This window comes from Bacteroidales bacterium, from assembly GCA_031275285.1.
Lineage (GTDB): Bacteria > Bacteroidota > Bacteroidia > Bacteroidales > UBA4181 > JAIRLS01.
Genome location: JAISOY010000152.1, coordinates 1 through 17,059, shown reverse-complemented (window position 1 = coordinate 17,059; position 17,059 = coordinate 1). Strand labels below are relative to the sequence as shown.

At 41.6% G+C, this 17,059-nt stretch carries 11 protein-coding genes; 5 read left to right on the top strand and 6 right to left on the bottom strand.

The features are described 5' to 3' along the window. Window positions 1-434: 434 nt before the first annotated feature. Genes LBQ60_15165 through LBQ60_15145 form a run of 5 tightly spaced genes read left to right on the top strand, consistent with a single transcriptional unit; the run spans window position 435 to window position 10,799 of the window. The gene (locus tag LBQ60_15165; protein ID MDR2039261.1) at window positions 435-3,593 is read left to right on the top strand and encodes a TonB-dependent receptor; all 3,159 of its coding nucleotides are present in this window, start codon (window positions 435-437) and stop codon (window positions 3,591-3,593) included. Between the two features lie 30 nt (window positions 3,594-3,623). Then, window positions 3,624-5,648 carry a RagB/SusD family nutrient uptake outer membrane protein gene (locus tag LBQ60_15160; GenBank protein ID MDR2039260.1) on the top strand — a complete coding sequence of 675 codons (2,025 nt, stop codon included), beginning with the start codon at window positions 3,624-3,626 and terminating at the stop codon, window positions 5,646-5,648. Between the two features lie 34 nt (window positions 5,649-5,682). Continuing rightward, window positions 5,683-7,005 carry a DUF4959 domain-containing protein gene (locus LBQ60_15155; GenBank protein ID MDR2039259.1) on the top strand — a complete coding sequence of 441 codons (1,323 nt, stop codon included), beginning with the start codon at window positions 5,683-5,685 and terminating at the stop codon, window positions 7,003-7,005. Window positions 7,006-7,038: 33 nt separating this feature from the next. Further along, a complete protein-coding gene (locus LBQ60_15150) occupies window positions 7,039-8,955 on the top strand; it encodes a hypothetical protein (protein ID MDR2039258.1) in 1,917 nt (638 codons plus the stop codon). A gap of 23 nt (window positions 8,956-8,978) precedes the next feature. After that, entirely contained in the window at window positions 8,979-10,799 is a 1,821-nt protein-coding gene (locus LBQ60_15145; GenBank protein MDR2039257.1) for a hypothetical protein, read from the top strand. Window positions 10,800-11,000: 201 nt separating this feature from the next. Here the strand turns inward: LBQ60_15145 and LBQ60_15140 are convergent, their stop codons facing one another. The 6 genes from LBQ60_15140 to LBQ60_15115 form a co-directional block, all read right to left on the bottom strand. Next, window positions 11,001-12,767, bottom strand: coding sequence for a M56 family metallopeptidase (locus LBQ60_15140; GenBank protein MDR2039256.1), 1,767 nt, complete (start codon window positions 12,765-12,767; stop codon window positions 11,001-11,003). 39 nt (window positions 12,768-12,806) lie between these two features. Continuing rightward, the gene (locus tag LBQ60_15135; GenBank protein MDR2039255.1) at window positions 12,807-13,169 is read right to left on the bottom strand and encodes a BlaI/MecI/CopY family transcriptional regulator; all 363 of its coding nucleotides are present in this window, start codon (window positions 13,167-13,169) and stop codon (window positions 12,807-12,809) included. Between the two features lie 238 nt (window positions 13,170-13,407). Further along, window positions 13,408-14,337: a peptidoglycan DD-metalloendopeptidase family protein gene (locus LBQ60_15130; protein MDR2039254.1), complete on the bottom strand. Its 930-nt coding sequence runs from the start codon at window positions 14,335-14,337 to the stop codon at window positions 13,408-13,410. A gap of 49 nt (window positions 14,338-14,386) precedes the next feature. Then, window positions 14,387-15,079 (bottom strand): Crp/Fnr family transcriptional regulator, encoded by a 693-nt coding sequence (locus LBQ60_15125; protein MDR2039253.1) that lies wholly within the window; start codon window positions 15,077-15,079, stop codon window positions 14,387-14,389. Next, window positions 15,076-16,536 carry a lipopolysaccharide biosynthesis protein gene (locus tag LBQ60_15120; GenBank protein MDR2039252.1) on the bottom strand — a complete coding sequence of 487 codons (1,461 nt, stop codon included), beginning with the start codon at window positions 16,534-16,536 and terminating at the stop codon, window positions 15,076-15,078. Before LBQ60_15120 ends, LBQ60_15125 begins: the two co-directional genes overlap by 4 nt. Window positions 16,537-16,631: 95 nt before the next feature. Then, window positions 16,632-17,059: DUF3267 domain-containing protein (locus LBQ60_15115; protein MDR2039251.1), on the bottom strand; the 428-nt coding region annotated here is incomplete at its 5' end.

Genomic DNA, 17,059 nt, shown 5'->3' with positions numbered 1-17,059 from the left:
CAAAAAGGCAAACCATAAAATTTTATGGTTTGCCTTTTTGCGTTTGTACCTATACCCCGGCTATTTTAAATCACTATATGACTTAGAATACTAAGAACTATTTATTAATCATTATTAAAAAAGGAGGCCTATGAAAAACAAATGAAATTCAATCAATTCGAGAATGATATGAAAAAAAACACATCTCTGAAGCTTTTGTATTAACAACATCTATTTATGGAAGTTGATTGTTGTCCATAGATATTATAGGACAAATTATTAGAGTATGAGATTGCAATGTGAATAAATTATAATTATATTAATATCAATAAATTATGAATGTATTACATCGGGTAAAAGCACCGGATGGGTGGTGTATGTATGAATCAACGATACCCCATCAAGGAGTCGTTGTTGAGAATTATTATTTAAAAAACGTAACAATAATGTAACTTATGATGACGTTTATCAAATGTAAACAAAATAACCTGAGAAAAATGCTGTTGACCACTGCATTTTTTATCGTAGGAATATGTGCGCTACAGGCGCAGTCAATTAGAATTACCGGATCTGTTACTGATGAAGGTGGAGGACCGTTACCAGGTGTTTCCGTAACAATCCGGGGAACCTCCCAGGGAACAGCTACCAATATGAATGGTGAGTTTTCAATCAACGCTCCCAGTGACACAAGTACATTACAATTCTCTTTTGTTGGGTTTCAGTCCCAAAATGTAAAAATCGGAAACCGGCGGATTATCCCCGTAGTTTTGAAAGAAGAAGCTGCTCAGATAGGAGAAGTAGTAGTAACGGCTTTCGGTACTCAAAAAAAGGAAAGTGTGCTAGCTTCCATTGAGTCGGTGAATGTTAAGGATTTGCAGATTGCATCTTCAAACCTTACCTCCGCATTTGCAGGAAAAATTCCCGGGTTGATTTCCTATCAGACTAGTGGTGAACCCGGTGCAGATAATGCCCAGTTCTTTGTCCGCGGGGTTTCTACTTTCGGGTATGCATCCAGCCCTCTCATCCTGATTGATGGTTTTGAAGCTTCTGCAGATGATCTTGCCCGTATTCAGACTGACGATATCGAAAGTTTCTCCGTGATGAAGGATGCTTCGGCAACCGTGCTTTATGGTGCACGTGGCGCGAACGGTATCGTTTCGGTAACTACCAAAGGAGGCAACACCGATAAGCTAAAAATATCCGCACGTGTAGATGTCAATGTTGCCACACCTACCAAATTGCTCAAATTGCTCGATGGCGTAGAATATATGCGTCTTTATAACCAGGCGTTGGTTTCCCGGTATGACGATCAGGTTCACAACATCAACGATACGCCGACCGCACCATGGTACAGTGAAGAAAAAATACTGGCCACCGAACGCGGTGACAACCCTATGATCTATCCGAACATTGATTGGTATGACAAGATGTTCAAACAGGCTACCTTTAATACCAAAGCCAATGTCAATTTTTCAGGTGGCGGCCAGGTCGCCAACTACTATGTATCCGGCGGATTTGAAAACGAAACGGGTCTGTTAAAGGTAGACGATCAGGACAACCTGAATAATTTCAACAACAACATCGATATCAAGCGTTTCAATTTGCGTAGCAACGTAACGTTTAAACTGGGCAAGACTACCAAACTCGATACCCGTATTTATGGCCGCTTTGAAAGGTATAACGGCCCGTATGAAGACGCTAGCGAACTTTTCAAAATGGTCATGGATAGCAACCCAGTTGATTTTCCTGCTATATGGGAGCCGGATGAACGCAATAAAGAAACGCGCTGGACGCTTTTTGGTAATGCTGACCCATCAAAAGTCAATCCATTTGCACAGATGGTGAAGGGATACAAGGAAAGAAACGAAAACAACATCAGCATACAGGCCACACTCATGCAAGATCTGGATTTCATTACACCTAACCTGAAGTTCCAGTTCAAAGGCTCAGCCAATACCTGGAATAAGACCATAGGATACCGCAGCTATGCTCCGGTCTACTATGCGCTGGAACAGTACGATGCGTTCACAGGCGAGTATACCCTCTATAATTTGAATCCAAATACAGTCCCTTATCTGGGCGATGTACGTGGCGAGCGTGACGGCAGTACACACTTCTACTTTGAAGCCCAGTTTATCTGGGGTAAAACCTGGGGTAAGCATAGTGTCGACCTGATGACGGTAGGTATTCATAGCCAGAAAATTCTGACCGACGGAAACAACGGCACCATTTATAAAACCCTGCCCGAACGAAACCTTGGTAATTCAGGTCGTGTTTCTTACGATTACGATAAACGTTATTTTGCAGAATTTGCCTACGGTTATAACGGTTCGGAAAAATTTCAAGGCAAAAAACGGTTTGGATTTTTCCCGTCCTTCGCTGCGGGCTGGATTGTTTCCAATGAAAAATTCTGGGGTGAAGGATTGAAAAATACAATCAGCCTGCTGAAATTCAAATTCACCTATGGAAAAGTGGGTAATGACAATATTGCAAACCGGGAAAGTCGCTTCTTCTATCTTTCCGAAATTGTCAATAATACAGATAGAACAGCATTTTATCAATGGGGACGGATTTTTTCCGGCTCATACTCCGGATTCACTTTCAACAGGTATTCCAATCCCGACATATCATGGGAAACAGCCGAAAAATATAATCTGGGGACGGAAATCAATTTATTCAAGGATGAATCGTTGAAAATCCAATTCGACATATTCAAAGACCTCCGGGAAAGCATCTACATGGCCAGGGAAAATTTCCCTGCGACTGCCGGTTTTGAGACTACCATACACGGTAATGTGGGTAAAGCCTCATCCAAGGGATTCGATGCCTCTGTCGATTACAGGCGTTTCTTTGGTTCCGATTTCTGGCTGACAGGACGTGCCAACATTACTTTTGCCATCAACAAGTACCTGGAGCTGGACGAAAAGAACTATCGCGACAGATACCTTTCAAATGTCGGACATCCCATCAAACAAACCTGGGGATACATCGCCGAACGGCTTTTTGTAGATCAACTGGAGATCGACAACTCACCGAGACAGGAATTCGGCGCATATATGCGTGGCGACATTAAATATCTGGATGTCAATGGTGATGGCGTGATCAATACCAATGACCGGGTGCCTATGGGTTATCCTACTGATCCTGAAGTACAGTATGGTTTCGGATTATCGGCAGGATACAAGAATTTCGACCTTTCGTTTTTCTTCCAGGGAAATGCCCGCGTATCATTTTATATCCAACCGGCGAAAATCGCCCCCTTCTATGATCGTAGGAATGCACCTGAAATCGTAGCGCGCGATTCCTGGAGCGAAACCAATCCGAACGTGCACGCTTTCTGGCCCCGTCTGGCTACCTATCATGTAGAAAACAATACAGTACAATCATCATGGTGGTTACGCGAAGGAAGCTTTATGCGCTTGAAAACAGTAGAATTCGGCTATACTTTCCCGTTTGCCGAAAAGCTGAATCTGACAAGTGCACGTATTTACTTTACCGGAGAAAACTTATTCACGCTCAGCCGTTTTAAACTCTGGGATCCTGAAATGGGCGGCAATGGACTAGGTTACCCTATTAACCGGCGCTTCAACATAGGGATTCATGTTAATTTCTAAATTAATTATCGAAACTTTATTATTAAAAACATGAAAGGATTAAATATAATCATCACCAATGCAAAACGATGGGTTAGCTGCTTGTTGTTTGCCGGATTGTTGTCCTCATGCGCTGATTTCCTCGACATTGTACCGGACAACACTATTTCTCTGGAAGATTATTTCGCTAATAAGGAAATGGCATACCAGGCTTTAAGTAATGTATATTCAGGGCTTCCGAACAACCATCAAATCCATTATACTGAGTTTTTACTGGGCGATGACTGGCTGGGACAACGTAATGCTACCCTGAATCATTCCAACCTTTATGGATCGCAAATTATGGAAGGGCTACAGACTACTTCCAGGCCGTTCCTCAATCTTTGGGAAGGCCTGAAGGTAGAACCGGATGGCGGTGTTAAATACTATCCGGTTCCTCCCTTATACATACGTATCCGTATGGCCAATACGTTTCTTGAAAATATCCATTTGGTCAAAGATCTTCCCCGGGAAGATATGAATTTCTGGATTGCCCAGGTAAAATTTTTGAAGGCTTATTTTCATTTTCTATTGATCCAGCATTATGGACCTATTGTCATTGTTGACGAAAATCTTCCGCTCAATTCAGATTCGGAGGATTTATTTGTCCGCCGCCAAAAAGTCGATGAATGTTTTGATTATGTCATTAAATTGATCGACGAAGCCATACCCGATCTAAAGGAAGACATCATGGATACGGAATTGGGAATGGTCAGCAAGGCGGCTGCCAAAGCCATTAAGGCACGCATCCTGCTGTTCCGTGCCAGTCCGTTATTCAATGGTCCCAAAGATCTATACGGTGGTTTTACTGATCATGACGGACAACCCTTCTTCCCAATGGACGAGGAAGGTTCTCCTGCCTGGACCCAGAAATGGAAAGATGCCGAAGAAGCTATTATTGAAGCGATCCGCCAAAGTGAAGAAGATGGTTTCGGTCTTTATGAATACGAAGATCAGCCCTATAAATTTGATATCGATGACTGGCGCGCCAATCCCAATCTGAAGCAATACTATACCTTGCGTATGTTGGTTGTTGACCCATGGAACAAAGAATGTCTCTGGGGACGTACTTATTCAATGGGGGCAAGTGGTACCCTACAGGATGCCAGCAATCTCCGTCTGCCTAACACATATACCAACGGGGTAACGGAAACAACAGGAAATTCATGGAACTGGGGTTCGGCTACATTCCAGATGGTGAGTCGTTACTACACTAAAAACGGATTACCCATTGAAGTAGACAAAACTTTTGACAGGAACAATATGTACCGGTTAGTTTCCACCGTAGATTCCACTGATGTAGAATACCAAAACTGGCGGGGTATTCTTCAACCCAATTATATGACGGCTAAGCTTTATCTGGATCGCGAACCTCGCTTTTATGCTAATCTTGGTTTTACCGGAGGTTATTGGCGTGCCCATCAGTTCTGCATTCCAACGGAAATGTATGGTGGTACGGCAGGGGGATACTCTTCCAATTTTGCCACGGATTTTTACTGGACAGGTGTCGGTGTAAAGAAATATGTACACCCCGAATCCAAATCTGGTAGTTGGATCCGTCAGATCCATTTCCCTTACCCGATCATCCGCATGGCAGACCTTTACCTGATGAAAGCCGAAATACTGAATCAGTTGTATGGTCCCGATCAACAGGTATGGGACGAAATCAACAAAATAAGAAGCCGTGCAGGTATTCCGAATGTGGAAGATGTATGGTCGGACGCCAATCTGGTCACCACCTTATATCTGAACAGACATCTTGACAAAGCCGGTATGCGTGAAATTATTTTACGTGAAAGGGCCATTGAATTATCATTTGAAGGAAGCCGTTACTGGGATGTAATTCGTTACAAACAAGGAGCTGCCGAATTTAACACTCCTGTAACCGGATGGACAGCAGAAAGCTATGGTGCCCAAAATTTCTTCCGTCTGGAAGTGAAGCAACGCCGCCGTTTCCTTAACCGGAATTACCTGTGGCCGATTTCCCTGAACGAAATGAATACCAATGCCAACATGATTCAAAATCCCGGATGGTAACGAAATATTTGAATTAACCGAAAAAGAAATGAATATGAAAAACACAATAATAAAAATCAAAATCCTTACAGGGATCTGGACGGTATTGTTGCTGTTTTCCTGTAAGGAAAACGAACGGTTTGAGATTGGCTATAACGACTCGGATCCTCCTAATCCGCCTGTATTTCTAAAATATAAGCCGACATACGGGGGAGTACGTATATTTTTCCAAAAACCCGATGATGAAGATTTGTTGTCCATTGATGCCACTTACCAAACAAAAACAGGTGTAGAAAGATGGTTCTCCGTATCCTATTTTACGGACTACATTGATGTTTACGGATTTGCCTCACAGGAGCCACATACGATCCAATTGTATTCTGTTGATCGCGCAGGTAACCACTCCGACAAAATTGCAATAACAGTGGAAGCTATGGAACCGGCTGTAGAACAAGTAGCCAGTACTGTTTATTGTATCGGCGGTTTCAGTTCCTTCTACATCAACTGGGAAAACGGATTGATGAAAAGCATGAAAATATTCATGGATTATGAATACGAAGATGCAACGGGCACCCTGCAGAAAAAAAGCATGGTGTATACATCCCGTGAAGCAGAAGAACGTCAGTTTGTCCGCGACCCGTTACTCCTCGACCAACTTATTAAGGTGAAAGTACGTGTTGAAGATGAATATGGTAACAGTAGCGATAATATTGATATTGGTGAAATCAAACTGCTCAGCGATGTAAAAATTCCTAAGACTAGCTGGCAAATACCTGAAACAAATGATTCTACCATTCTTAACCGTGCCGGACAGAAAGTCAATACCGGCGTGCCTATGGGATTTTTCAATGCATTGGAAGGACGTGATTACATGGCTATAGATGACCTTATCAGCGACGGTACTTTTGTCAATTTTACCCATACCTATGGAAAAGGCCGTACTGGTGAAACCAGGGATGGTAACGTACCATGGAATTATATCATCGACCTGGGAGATTACTACGAGTTGAGCCGGATCATCACGCACCAGCGTTATCGCCATACCGAAGCCACCGAATATAGCGGCCGTGAAGACTATTACCGCAATGAAAATGTCGGTAGCTATTCTATGTGGCGTTGGGATGAAGACACCCAATCCTGGGATTCCATCACTACCCACATCATTACTTTTCCGTTGAATTTACCCGACCGACAATACCGTGTATTGGGACGACAGGGCGACATGGCCTACATGTTTCCTGAGGATCCTAAATTCACCAAACCTACACGTTGGTTCCGTTATGAGGCATTGTCAAGTTTTGACAATAACTACGAAGGCACCAATGCAAACTGTTTGTCGGAAATCACCCTATATGGGCGTAAAGCGGAAGGATATTGATAAAGTTATATAAACCATCAAAACTTTCAAAAGATGAAGACATTATTTGAAAATAGAAATATACACCTGTTTTTGTCCGGTATACTTATCATGATGGCATTGATTATTGCTTCGTGCGACAAAGATGCTATATATGACAGTATAAAAGACTTTTCAGAAAAGGAAGAGATCTATCCGGCTGCGTTCGACACTATATATGGACGGGTTGGTTTTGAACGCGTAGAAATAGACTTACGGAAAGACGGCCGCATACCGGCCAGCAAAATTATCATGGGCAGAGCCCAAAAAACCATTGTCACCTATGATACCGATACCCCGGATCCTAAAGAAATCGTGATCGATAGCGTTTGTTCTTATGTCAATGTTACCAATTTGACCGAACCTCGTCTGTACCGGTTCCTGATCTATACCGAAGACCAGTATGGTTATCGCTCCACGCCACAGGAGATATCATTGGTGCCCTACACTTCGTATGACCGTGATGTGTTGTCCGAAGGTATCCTTAACCCTAATGCATCCATTGCTTCTTCGGCTATATTGCTGGAATGGCCTACCGGTCTGCATACCATCATGATGGAATACCACGGACTTATATGCCGGTATACCGATGCCGACGGTAAATCAGAAGCAGACACCTTACTTAATTCTCCGCGAGTTTATGCCAGTAATCTTCCATCAGGACAGGAAGTGACTTTTGATATGACCTATCGCGTACTTCCGATTCTGGACGACGGCAGGGAACTGCTGGATACCATTAATGTTGAAAGGCCGTATGTAGTGCAGATGCCCACACCTGATCAGCCGTTTGTTCCAACCGAGTTAAATACTTTGAGAGGCAATGGAATCAATGTATTCACACTGGAAGAAGCAGATAAGGTGACTGAACTGGTTTACCCAATGAATATGACCACCTTTGCCGATTTGTTCTTTTTCAATAAGGTACATACCCTTGATCTAACCGGAAAAGGACTTCCCGGAACACTCGAAGTCCTGGATTATGGAAGGAATGGTGTGACAAGCCGGGTGGGCGGAGGCGCATGGCAGGAGTTCATGATGCCGGTAGACCAGCCTGCAAAGATCAATGCTGCTACTGGTAATGCTCCAGAAAGTCTGCAGACCCTGAAAGATGCCATTGAATCCGGACAAATCACGACTATCCGGTACATAGAAAAAACCATGGGAACAGCCTTCGATACTTTCCTGGAACCTTATGTAGGAACTGTAGTAACAAAAATACCCAATAGTGATCCGTTTTTTCCTGACCGTGTATTTATCGAGCCTCAGTTCTTTGCTAACGGATGGGTTCAGGCGGATGCCTGGGATATGAATTTATCCCACTCCGGCAACTTCCTGCCCCGCCCCGGTTATACGGATATCAGCAGATGGAATCTCCCCAATACGGGTGAAGATGTGGTGAATGGTGAAACGGTAAACCTGCAACTGGGTCAATTAATTCAAAATGACGGTAAAAACATCTATCGTTGTGTGATCAAACAGAAAAATGCAACATTTATCTTTGCATTGCCCAGACAATGGCGCTTTGACAACCAACGTTATCCCTATGTGAAGTTTAAGATGTTTATCGGATGTAAAAAAGAAGTGGTGACCAACAATGCGGGAGCCAACCAGGTAGGCTGGGATATTTTCCGTTTGCCGTGGATCCGTCCGATGAATAGTTTGTGGGGATATCCTCAAAATTCCGATTATACTCAACAGTCTTGGGATGCCGGGAAACAGGCAAAAATGGGCGATGCTGAGATACAAACCTCATGGCATGAATACACCATTGATATGCGTGCAAATGACGGAGGAGACAATTCCCAAAGGCGTAACCGTGTCTATGCAGTCAATATCGGAGGCGAAGGTAGTGCCACTTTCGCTTATACTTCAGCAAAAGAAGTAGTTGTGTATATTGCTGATTTCCGTCTGTGTAAAACGACGTCTGATTAATCCATCTTAAAAAATGATTGTATATGAAAAAATATAAATTTTATATAATGGGCTTGTGGCTATTCTGCATTGCATCTGTTTCGTTGTTCAGTTCATGCAGCAGTAAGGATGATGACGATAACGGCATCGGGATTGACGACAGCTACAAACCTGTAAAAATCACGCCTATAAGCGGCATTCGCATTGCATGGGATTACAGTTCCCTAAAGCAACTGGCAGCCAAAGGTGCTGCGCCTCAAATGATCCGTACAGCCAATGAGTTGGTAGCGGTTTATGCATCGGAAGATAATGTTTATCTGATTTCCAGTCAGGACGAAGGCATTACATGGAGTACTGCCGTTACCCTATTTCCCAAAGGTTCCCACACTGGTAAAAACGGTAATGAAGACCTTACCTATAAGGACTTAATGGGACAGCCAACCATTACCCTTCTTCAGAATGGAGACTTAGTAGCTTCCTGCGCTGTCAGGTACCAATATGAGTTGACCGGTACAACCACGGAATATCCTGCTGCTATTAAAATCAGGCGGATCAACAGTGATTTGACTTTAGAACCTATCACGGAAGTTTATGCGAATCTGGGTGTTGAAAATCCATCATTCCTGCAACTTCCGGATGGTAAGTTACAACTCTATTTTGCCGATGGCGGGACGCCAGTATCCATTACTGCACTGAATTCAACGGAGTTATTAGCTGAGATCTTGGAACAGCAATTAGTAGTAATCGAATCAAACGATAATGGACAAACATGGTCCAGTGAAATCAAGGATTTCGGTCCTGATGGGGTGAACCGGCGCTGGACAGGAGCCAGAACGGTGGCTTCGCGTGCCTACAAACAAAATACCTGGCCTTCACCAGCAGTACTGGGTGATGAGATTGTAGTTGCCCTTTCCGACAACAAGACAATGACCTTTAAGCCTTATACGGTTCGTTGTCCGTTGGTGGAAAACTGGAGAGATGCTGTCAGGGGAGATACTCCCGATCGTGATTATGCCCTCTATGAAATCCTTCCGGACAAATATTTCATGGGAATTACCCGTATGATTGTGTTGCCAACAGGAGAAACCTTGCTTTCCTACCAAACCGATGAAGGGCGCAACCCAGATTTCGAATTAATGGAGGTAGCTATTGGTACTTCAAAGGCGGAAAATTTCAAATACCGTACCAGACCTTTTCCCTTCGAAAGCGAAGAAAAAGCTGTCCGCAATTCGTTGATGCTTTTCGACAACAAAACCATCCTGGCATTGACCACTTCCAATCACGGACTGCTCAAGAATCAGGAAGCTCCCTTCTATATGAAAGGACATCTGGTCAATGATTTAACCATCATTGGGGATCAAGTGACGGATCATCCTATGTTTGTTGGGGGCAAGACTGAAGCCAATATTACTGCCGGACTGGGTATCGATGGAAATAACCTCTATGTCGGCATTATCGCCAAAGACAATACGACGGTTACCGCAGAACCCGGAACACAGGCAGGCGACGGTGTATATCTTTATATTGACGCTGATAATCTTTCCCTGTTGGATGTAGATACCGGAATCTCTAAATTTTGGATCTCCTCAGCAGGCCATGTCAACCGCTGGAATGGCAAAGAAGGACAATGGGTAGAAGCTTCGGCAGAAGGGATTACAGTGACTCCGAATTCCTCCTCTGACGGTTATACGTTAGATGTGGTTATTCCACGTTCTTCATTGACCAATTTCAACAGCCAGGGTAAAGGTATCCGTTTCGGTATCGGCCTGTCGGATTATACAACATCCTCAACCGGTGTTACCGAATTATTGTCACTTTGTAAGGACCTGCGTTCCAGCAGCTGGCTCGGCGTAACGTTCGAATAAATGACCATCTTTCCGGCCTAAGGGTCGTTAATGCAAAAACACCCCGTAGATTCAATCTGCGGGGTATTTTAGCATTAATATAATATGAGTCCTATCTATTTATTATCAATATTGTACAGTACTAAAAAGCGGACCTGCATTTATCAAACCCGCCTTCATCATCAAGCATATAATCTTTGCAAAAAATTCATTGATGGATAATTAAAGCTTAGAAGTTTCTGATGAATCAGACTTCTTATCCCCTTGCAACTTAAAGACTATAGGAAAGGCATACCGTACATTTACATTTTTCCCATTCATTTTTCCAGGTGTCCACCGGGGAGAAGAATTAACTACCCGCAGAGCTTCCTCGCTTAAACTCTTACCTGGGTCACGGACGACCTTTGCATTTTTTACATCTCCATTCTTATCAATTACAAATTCGACATAAACACGTCCTCCATTATTATTCTTTAGCGCATCAGGCGGGTAAATAGTATTTTTATTTATAAACTCCCTGAAACTTTCATCGGCATTTCTTCCTTCAAAAAGAGGCTTCTGATCCACTTTTGCATACAAATATTCATCATCTGCACTTTCAGAAGTTTTCGTTATCTGCCCTCCATTCAATTTAAATTCTACAAATGCATAACACTGTACGGGAACATTTTTCCCATTCTTTTTTCCCGGAGTCCATGCTGAAGAAGCTTTCACAGCACGTTCCACTTCTTTCCCAAGCGTTGGATAAGGATTCACCACTGCCTCTGCGTCTGTCACTTTTCCGTTTTCGTCAACGATGAAAGAAACGATTACCTTCCCTTTTTGCCCTACTTCTATAGCAGTTGGGGGATAAGTGAGATTACGGGCCATATATTCCCTGAATCCTTCGCCGGCGGCTTTCCCATTGTAGGTGGGTTTTACTTCCACTTCATTATAGGTGAACACACCACTCTTCGGGTTTTTCCGGGAAAAAGAAACCGGGGCCGGTTCTTCAACCGGTTTGCTCGTATTTCCAAAAGCGACAATTGTTACCAGTTCTTCCAAAGCGTTTTGTGGTTTCAGGGGATCTTTATCATCCTGTACGATGATTGCATTTTCCGGTCCTGAAGCAATTACTCTTAGCGAAAACAAGTAAAGAGCCACCAGGATAACAGGAATAATACTTATCTTACGTATGATTCCTGATGATATTTTTTTTTGATTGGTGATCATAGCAATTCTTCTTTTAATGGGTGATTGAAAAAAACGACTGGTAAAGTCGTGATAATGATTTGGGTACAACGTACATAAAATCAAGGATGAAAGTGCTTTTCCATCTCCTTCACCGATGGTTTCACTGTCAGCAGCAAATTCGTGCACCAGCTCCAGTTCCCGGCAAAAAAATCTAAAAAAAGGATTCATCCAGAAAATACAACAAACAAGTCGTATGAAAGCTTTATCCCAACTATGCAATAAACGGACATGTGCCAGTTCATGTGTCAATACACACCTACCCTCTTCTGTATCAGGAGAAATATCCTTATTCCAGAAAATAGTCCGGAAAAAAGTGAAAGGCGTCTGTCCGTCATCCGTACAATACAGGTCAATACCGCGTACAGAAACCTTTTCAGCACAATGTTTCAAACGGACAATGCGTATCAACGATTTCACCTCCTTTACAAGCAACAGGAAGCATCCTAATGAACAGAATGTGTAAAGCATCCATTCCCATGAAAAAGAAGAGGTATGCTCTTCCATGACACCGGTAATTTTCATTTCAGCAGGCTGATCAACTATAAACTGCTGAGCATACAAGGGTACGTCATTCAGTTCATTAAAGACCAAAGAAATCTTCATCAATGGAATGGTGATTGATAAAACCACTGCTGCCAGGATATAAAACCGGTTCCAGCGGTGTAAACGGCTATTCTTTAACAGAAGCCAATAACACGCCACAAACATGGCAGAGCATATCACTACTTTTAGCAAATAATACAGGAAATTCTCCATATCATTCCCGTTTAATATTAAGCATTACGTTCAGAATATCTACTTTTTACCCTTCAATTGGGCAATCAGCAGCTCCAGATCTTCAATACTTACGTTTTTACTTTTCACCATATGTGAAATCACCTGGTTAAAGGAACCATCAAAATATGAATATGCAATACCTTCTATCCGCTTACCGGAATATTCTTCTTTGCTGATGGCCGGCGAATAAAAGTGCATGCGTCCAATAGGTTCGACATGAATAAAACCTTTTTCCGAAAGGATCTTCAGTATGGTGGCCACTGTACTAGTATGTGGCTTGGGATCAGGCATCGAATCCGTTACCGCTTTTAATCCGGCACGTTCCAATTTCCATAAAGTCTGCATTACCTGCTCTTCTGCTTTGGTCAATACCTTGTTCATAAACTTGTTTTTTACAATTAACGACTCAATCATGACTGCGTTGTATTCCGCGCGTTGAATACAACATGAAATATTTCACAACAAATGTAAACTAAAAATTTAAATCCAGAACTATTTTTTTAGAAGAAACTTTATTTTTTTACCAAATAATATATATCTGATTAGAAATGAGAATATTAATCAAGACTCGATATTGTATTATTTTATAAAGATATTCTTTATGGTATTTTTGTTGTAATTATTTGTTGGTTTCCACTACTAATTTCTGCCCAATCTGTATAGCAGCCCCCTGTGACAAATTATTGACCCTGCGAAGTGAATCGACAGTAGTTCCATAACGTTGTGATATATTATATAATGTATCCCCTTTTACCACCACATGCTCGACTTGCCTGACCGGACGAACAGCTGTTTTTTTTACTTCCTGCTTTTCTTTAGCAGGTTGTTTTGGAGCGGACGATGCTAATTGCAGGTTTTTATTATACAGTTTATAGCTGTCCTCGTTCAGGACTAAAGTATTTGTTTTCAATCTACACTTTTCAAAATCAATCACCAATCTGGGATTAAAAGGTTCCCCTTTGAAACGGGTCTCGAAATGAAGGTGTACACCGGTAGCACGCCCTGTTTTTCCTCCACCACCGATTCGATCTCCAGCTTTAACACGTTGATTTACTTTTACTGCAATTGTATTCAGATGGCTATATAAAGTCTCCAGGCCATTCTCATGACGAACAACCACCATCTTGCCATAAGCACTATAAGTCGTAGCCATGCGCACCATCCCATCAAAAGCACAATAAACAGGATCATTCAGTTCTACTTTAACATCAATCCCTGTGTGCATACTCCCGTTACGCGGACCGAATTCAGAAGAAATCCTTCCGCAAGCCGGTATCACGAAATCGCTGGTTCCTGATGGAATCATATTTAAATGAACAGTTCCCGACGGCTTCGGGTCTGAAGAATAACGGACATGTTCCGTATTCCAACTATCTCCATAATATTCAACTGCCGGGTAACGGGATGAGGTTTTTATTGCATGGGTACTCGGTTTCGATACACCATGTGATTTCGCAGGTGTTTTTTGTGTGGTAACAGATCTCTTTGCTGTTTTACAGCTTGATAGTAAAACAAGAATGATCAAACAAAAATATGCTTTACGATGCATCAAAGGGAACTTATTTCCTATTCAACATGTATTATTCTATCTTCTTATCTCAAAATGCAATTTTTTCTAAAGCTTTTGCATTTAGAATGGCTATTTTTTTCCCACTAATATCAATATACCGTTCGTTTTTAAACTCCGATAAAAGGCGAATGACTGATTCTGTTGCCGTACCAACAATATTAGCAAGTTCCTCCCTTGAAAGGGAAATATTCAACTGTTTCTTTTCATTGGTACCGAATTTGTTTTCCAGCATCAGGAGAAATTCGGCCAGACGCTCTTTCACTGATTTTTGGGCAATATCTGCAATCAATGAATGGGATTCTTCTAATTCCCGGCAGGCGATCTGTAACAAATCCAGGGCAAAAGTTCCATTCGTTTTTACCAAATGATGCAGGCAATCCTTATGGATATAACATACGGTAGTGTCATCAATAACCGTGGATGTATTACAGGCTGGTTCCTCACTGAGTACAGAACGAAACCCTAAAATTTCAAAAGGTTTGGCTAAACGAAAGATATAATCTTTACCTTCAATACCTGTTTTAAACTGTTTTACGATACCCGATAGTATAATGTAACAACCGGAAATACGCTTACCTTGTGAAAAAATTATTTCATTCTTCTGGTAAGTCCTTATTTCTGCTACTTCTTCCAAATATGCTAACTCCTCGTTATCTAGATGTTGTAAAATAGATTGATTTCTCCAGGAAGATTGCAGTATATGAGTTTCTTCAATATTCATTTTCTAAACATTTGCTTCAATAACCTTTCTTTCCTTTCAATACAAAATACAAATATCGCAAAAAGAACGGTGTTCTTCAAAATATTTAACATTTTATTTTCGATTAGTGTGTAGGATGCCACTATATATAAACCTAATGCTAATATTATGTATATAAAAATAGTCTTTATCGGATATGGAATAGGATAATATCGTTTCCCTAAGCTCCAGGTGATAATGATCATCACCAAATAACAAACTACATGTATCCATGCTGAAGCATAGTATCCCCAAATGGGAATTAAAAACCAATTTCCGGCGATACTTATTATTGCTCCTATAGAAGCAATAATAAGCCCGTATTGCGTCTGGTCACTGAGCTTAAACCATATCGAAAGGTTATAATAAATACCCAGGCACATGTTGGCCAACAACATTATCGGTACGACACCCAAACCTTCCCAAAATTTGGGATCAACAAAATGTTTGACAATATCCAGATAAAAAGTAATTCCGAGGAAAATAAACAGGCAGAAAACCACAAAATATTTCATCACTTCTGCGATTGTCCGGCGAGAATCCTTTTCCTTAGCATTGTTGAAAAAAAATGGTTCGGCAGCATAACGGAACATCTGGATAAATAACACCATCAGCGTGGCGATTTTGATATTGGCACTGTAAACACCCAGTTGTTCCATAGGGATATCTGCTTCAGGCAAACGATATTTCAATAAAACCCGGTCAATGGCTTCATTTGCACTTCCGGCTAATCCCGCCGCTAAAAGTGGCAGGGAATAAACGATAATCCGTTTCCATAGTCTAAAATCAAAGCTGATCTTATGCCGGAAAATCTCCGGCAATAATAAAACAATAGTGGCCACAGAGGCTATCAAATTGGACAGGAATATATAACCCACACCTACATCAGGATCATATATCTTTTGTATCCATCCATGGTCGGAAAATTTAGGACAGAACCACAGAAAGAAGAGATTGAAAAATACATTGATACAAACATTAGCCATTTTATAAAAGGCAAAACGCAACGGGCGCTCATCCAGGCGGAACCGGGCAAATGGAATGGCGGTAATGGCATCTAATCCTAATATCCAACCAAACCATAGTAAATATTCACGATGATCTCCATAGTCCATCCATACGGATAAAGGTTCGGAGAAAATCATAATCCCGGTGATAAACAGCGTTGAAGTGAACACTATACTGAGAAAAGTGGTTCCGTAAACTTTGTTTTTATCAGTAGATTGAGAAAACCTAAAAAAACCGGTTTCCATCCCATAAGTAAGCAATATTACCAGAAACATAACATAAGCATACCATTCCCCATTCACGCCATATTCGGCCTTATCCAGTACCTTGGTGTGAAGCGGTACCAATAAATAATTCAAAAACCTGGGTAGCATACTGCATAACCCATATATGGCTGTTTGTCCCGCTAACTTTTTTATCGGATTGTTCAAAGAAGTATATTTTACAACAAAGTTAGTCTATTTTCATTTCCAAAAAGAAAATACCTTCATTATCCATTGAGAGAGGTAAAAACAATCGTAAAATATCAATGGTTTACCGAGTTCGCTTCATGAACATGAATGAATCCTATTTTATCAGGATGATCCTGCAGCATACCATCTTTTATTTTTCTACTCATCAGAAAAACAGCAACATCACCAGCTGAAACCCAGACAAATAAGACACCATATATCAAAAAAAGAATATTCCCGGTAATCCACCCGACCAATACGGGTATCTCTCCTAATAATAAAGCCGGCATGATCAGGGATATACGGTAATCAACCGGTGTCAAAGGTTCATTACAATGGGTATATGGGGCAAATGCATGAGTATTAAAGCCGAAAGATATTGATCTCCAGCCATTCTTAGCAAAAATTGCCATAAAAATGCCATGTATTAATTCGTGCAACAAGATGCCTGATAAAAGTATCAAAAGCAACCACCATTTTATAGATAAAGCCTGGAGCAGTA

Coding starts and splice junctions, on each gene's coding strand:
- LBQ60_15165 (MDR2039261.1), top strand. CDS start 435: ATGATGACGTTTATCAAATGTAAACAAAATAACCTGAGAAAAATGCTG.
- LBQ60_15160 (MDR2039260.1), top strand. CDS start 3,624: ATGAAAGGATTAAATATAATCATCACCAATGCAAAACGATGGGTTAGC.
- LBQ60_15155 (MDR2039259.1), top strand. CDS start 5,683: ATGAAAAACACAATAATAAAAATCAAAATCCTTACAGGGATCTGGACG.
- LBQ60_15150 (MDR2039258.1), top strand. CDS start 7,039: ATGAAGACATTATTTGAAAATAGAAATATACACCTGTTTTTGTCCGGT.
- LBQ60_15145 (MDR2039257.1), top strand. CDS start 8,979: ATGAAAAAATATAAATTTTATATAATGGGCTTGTGGCTATTCTGCATT.
- LBQ60_15140 (MDR2039256.1), bottom strand. CDS start 12,767: ATGGAGAATTTCCTGTATTATTTGCTAAAAGTAGTGATATGCTCTGCC.
- LBQ60_15135 (MDR2039255.1), bottom strand. CDS start 13,169: ATGAACAAGGTATTGACCAAAGCAGAAGAGCAGGTAATGCAGACTTTA.
- LBQ60_15130 (MDR2039254.1), bottom strand. CDS start 14,337: ATGCATCGTAAAGCATATTTTTGTTTGATCATTCTTGTTTTACTATCA.
- LBQ60_15125 (MDR2039253.1), bottom strand. CDS start 15,079: ATGAATATTGAAGAAACTCATATACTGCAATCTTCCTGGAGAAATCAA.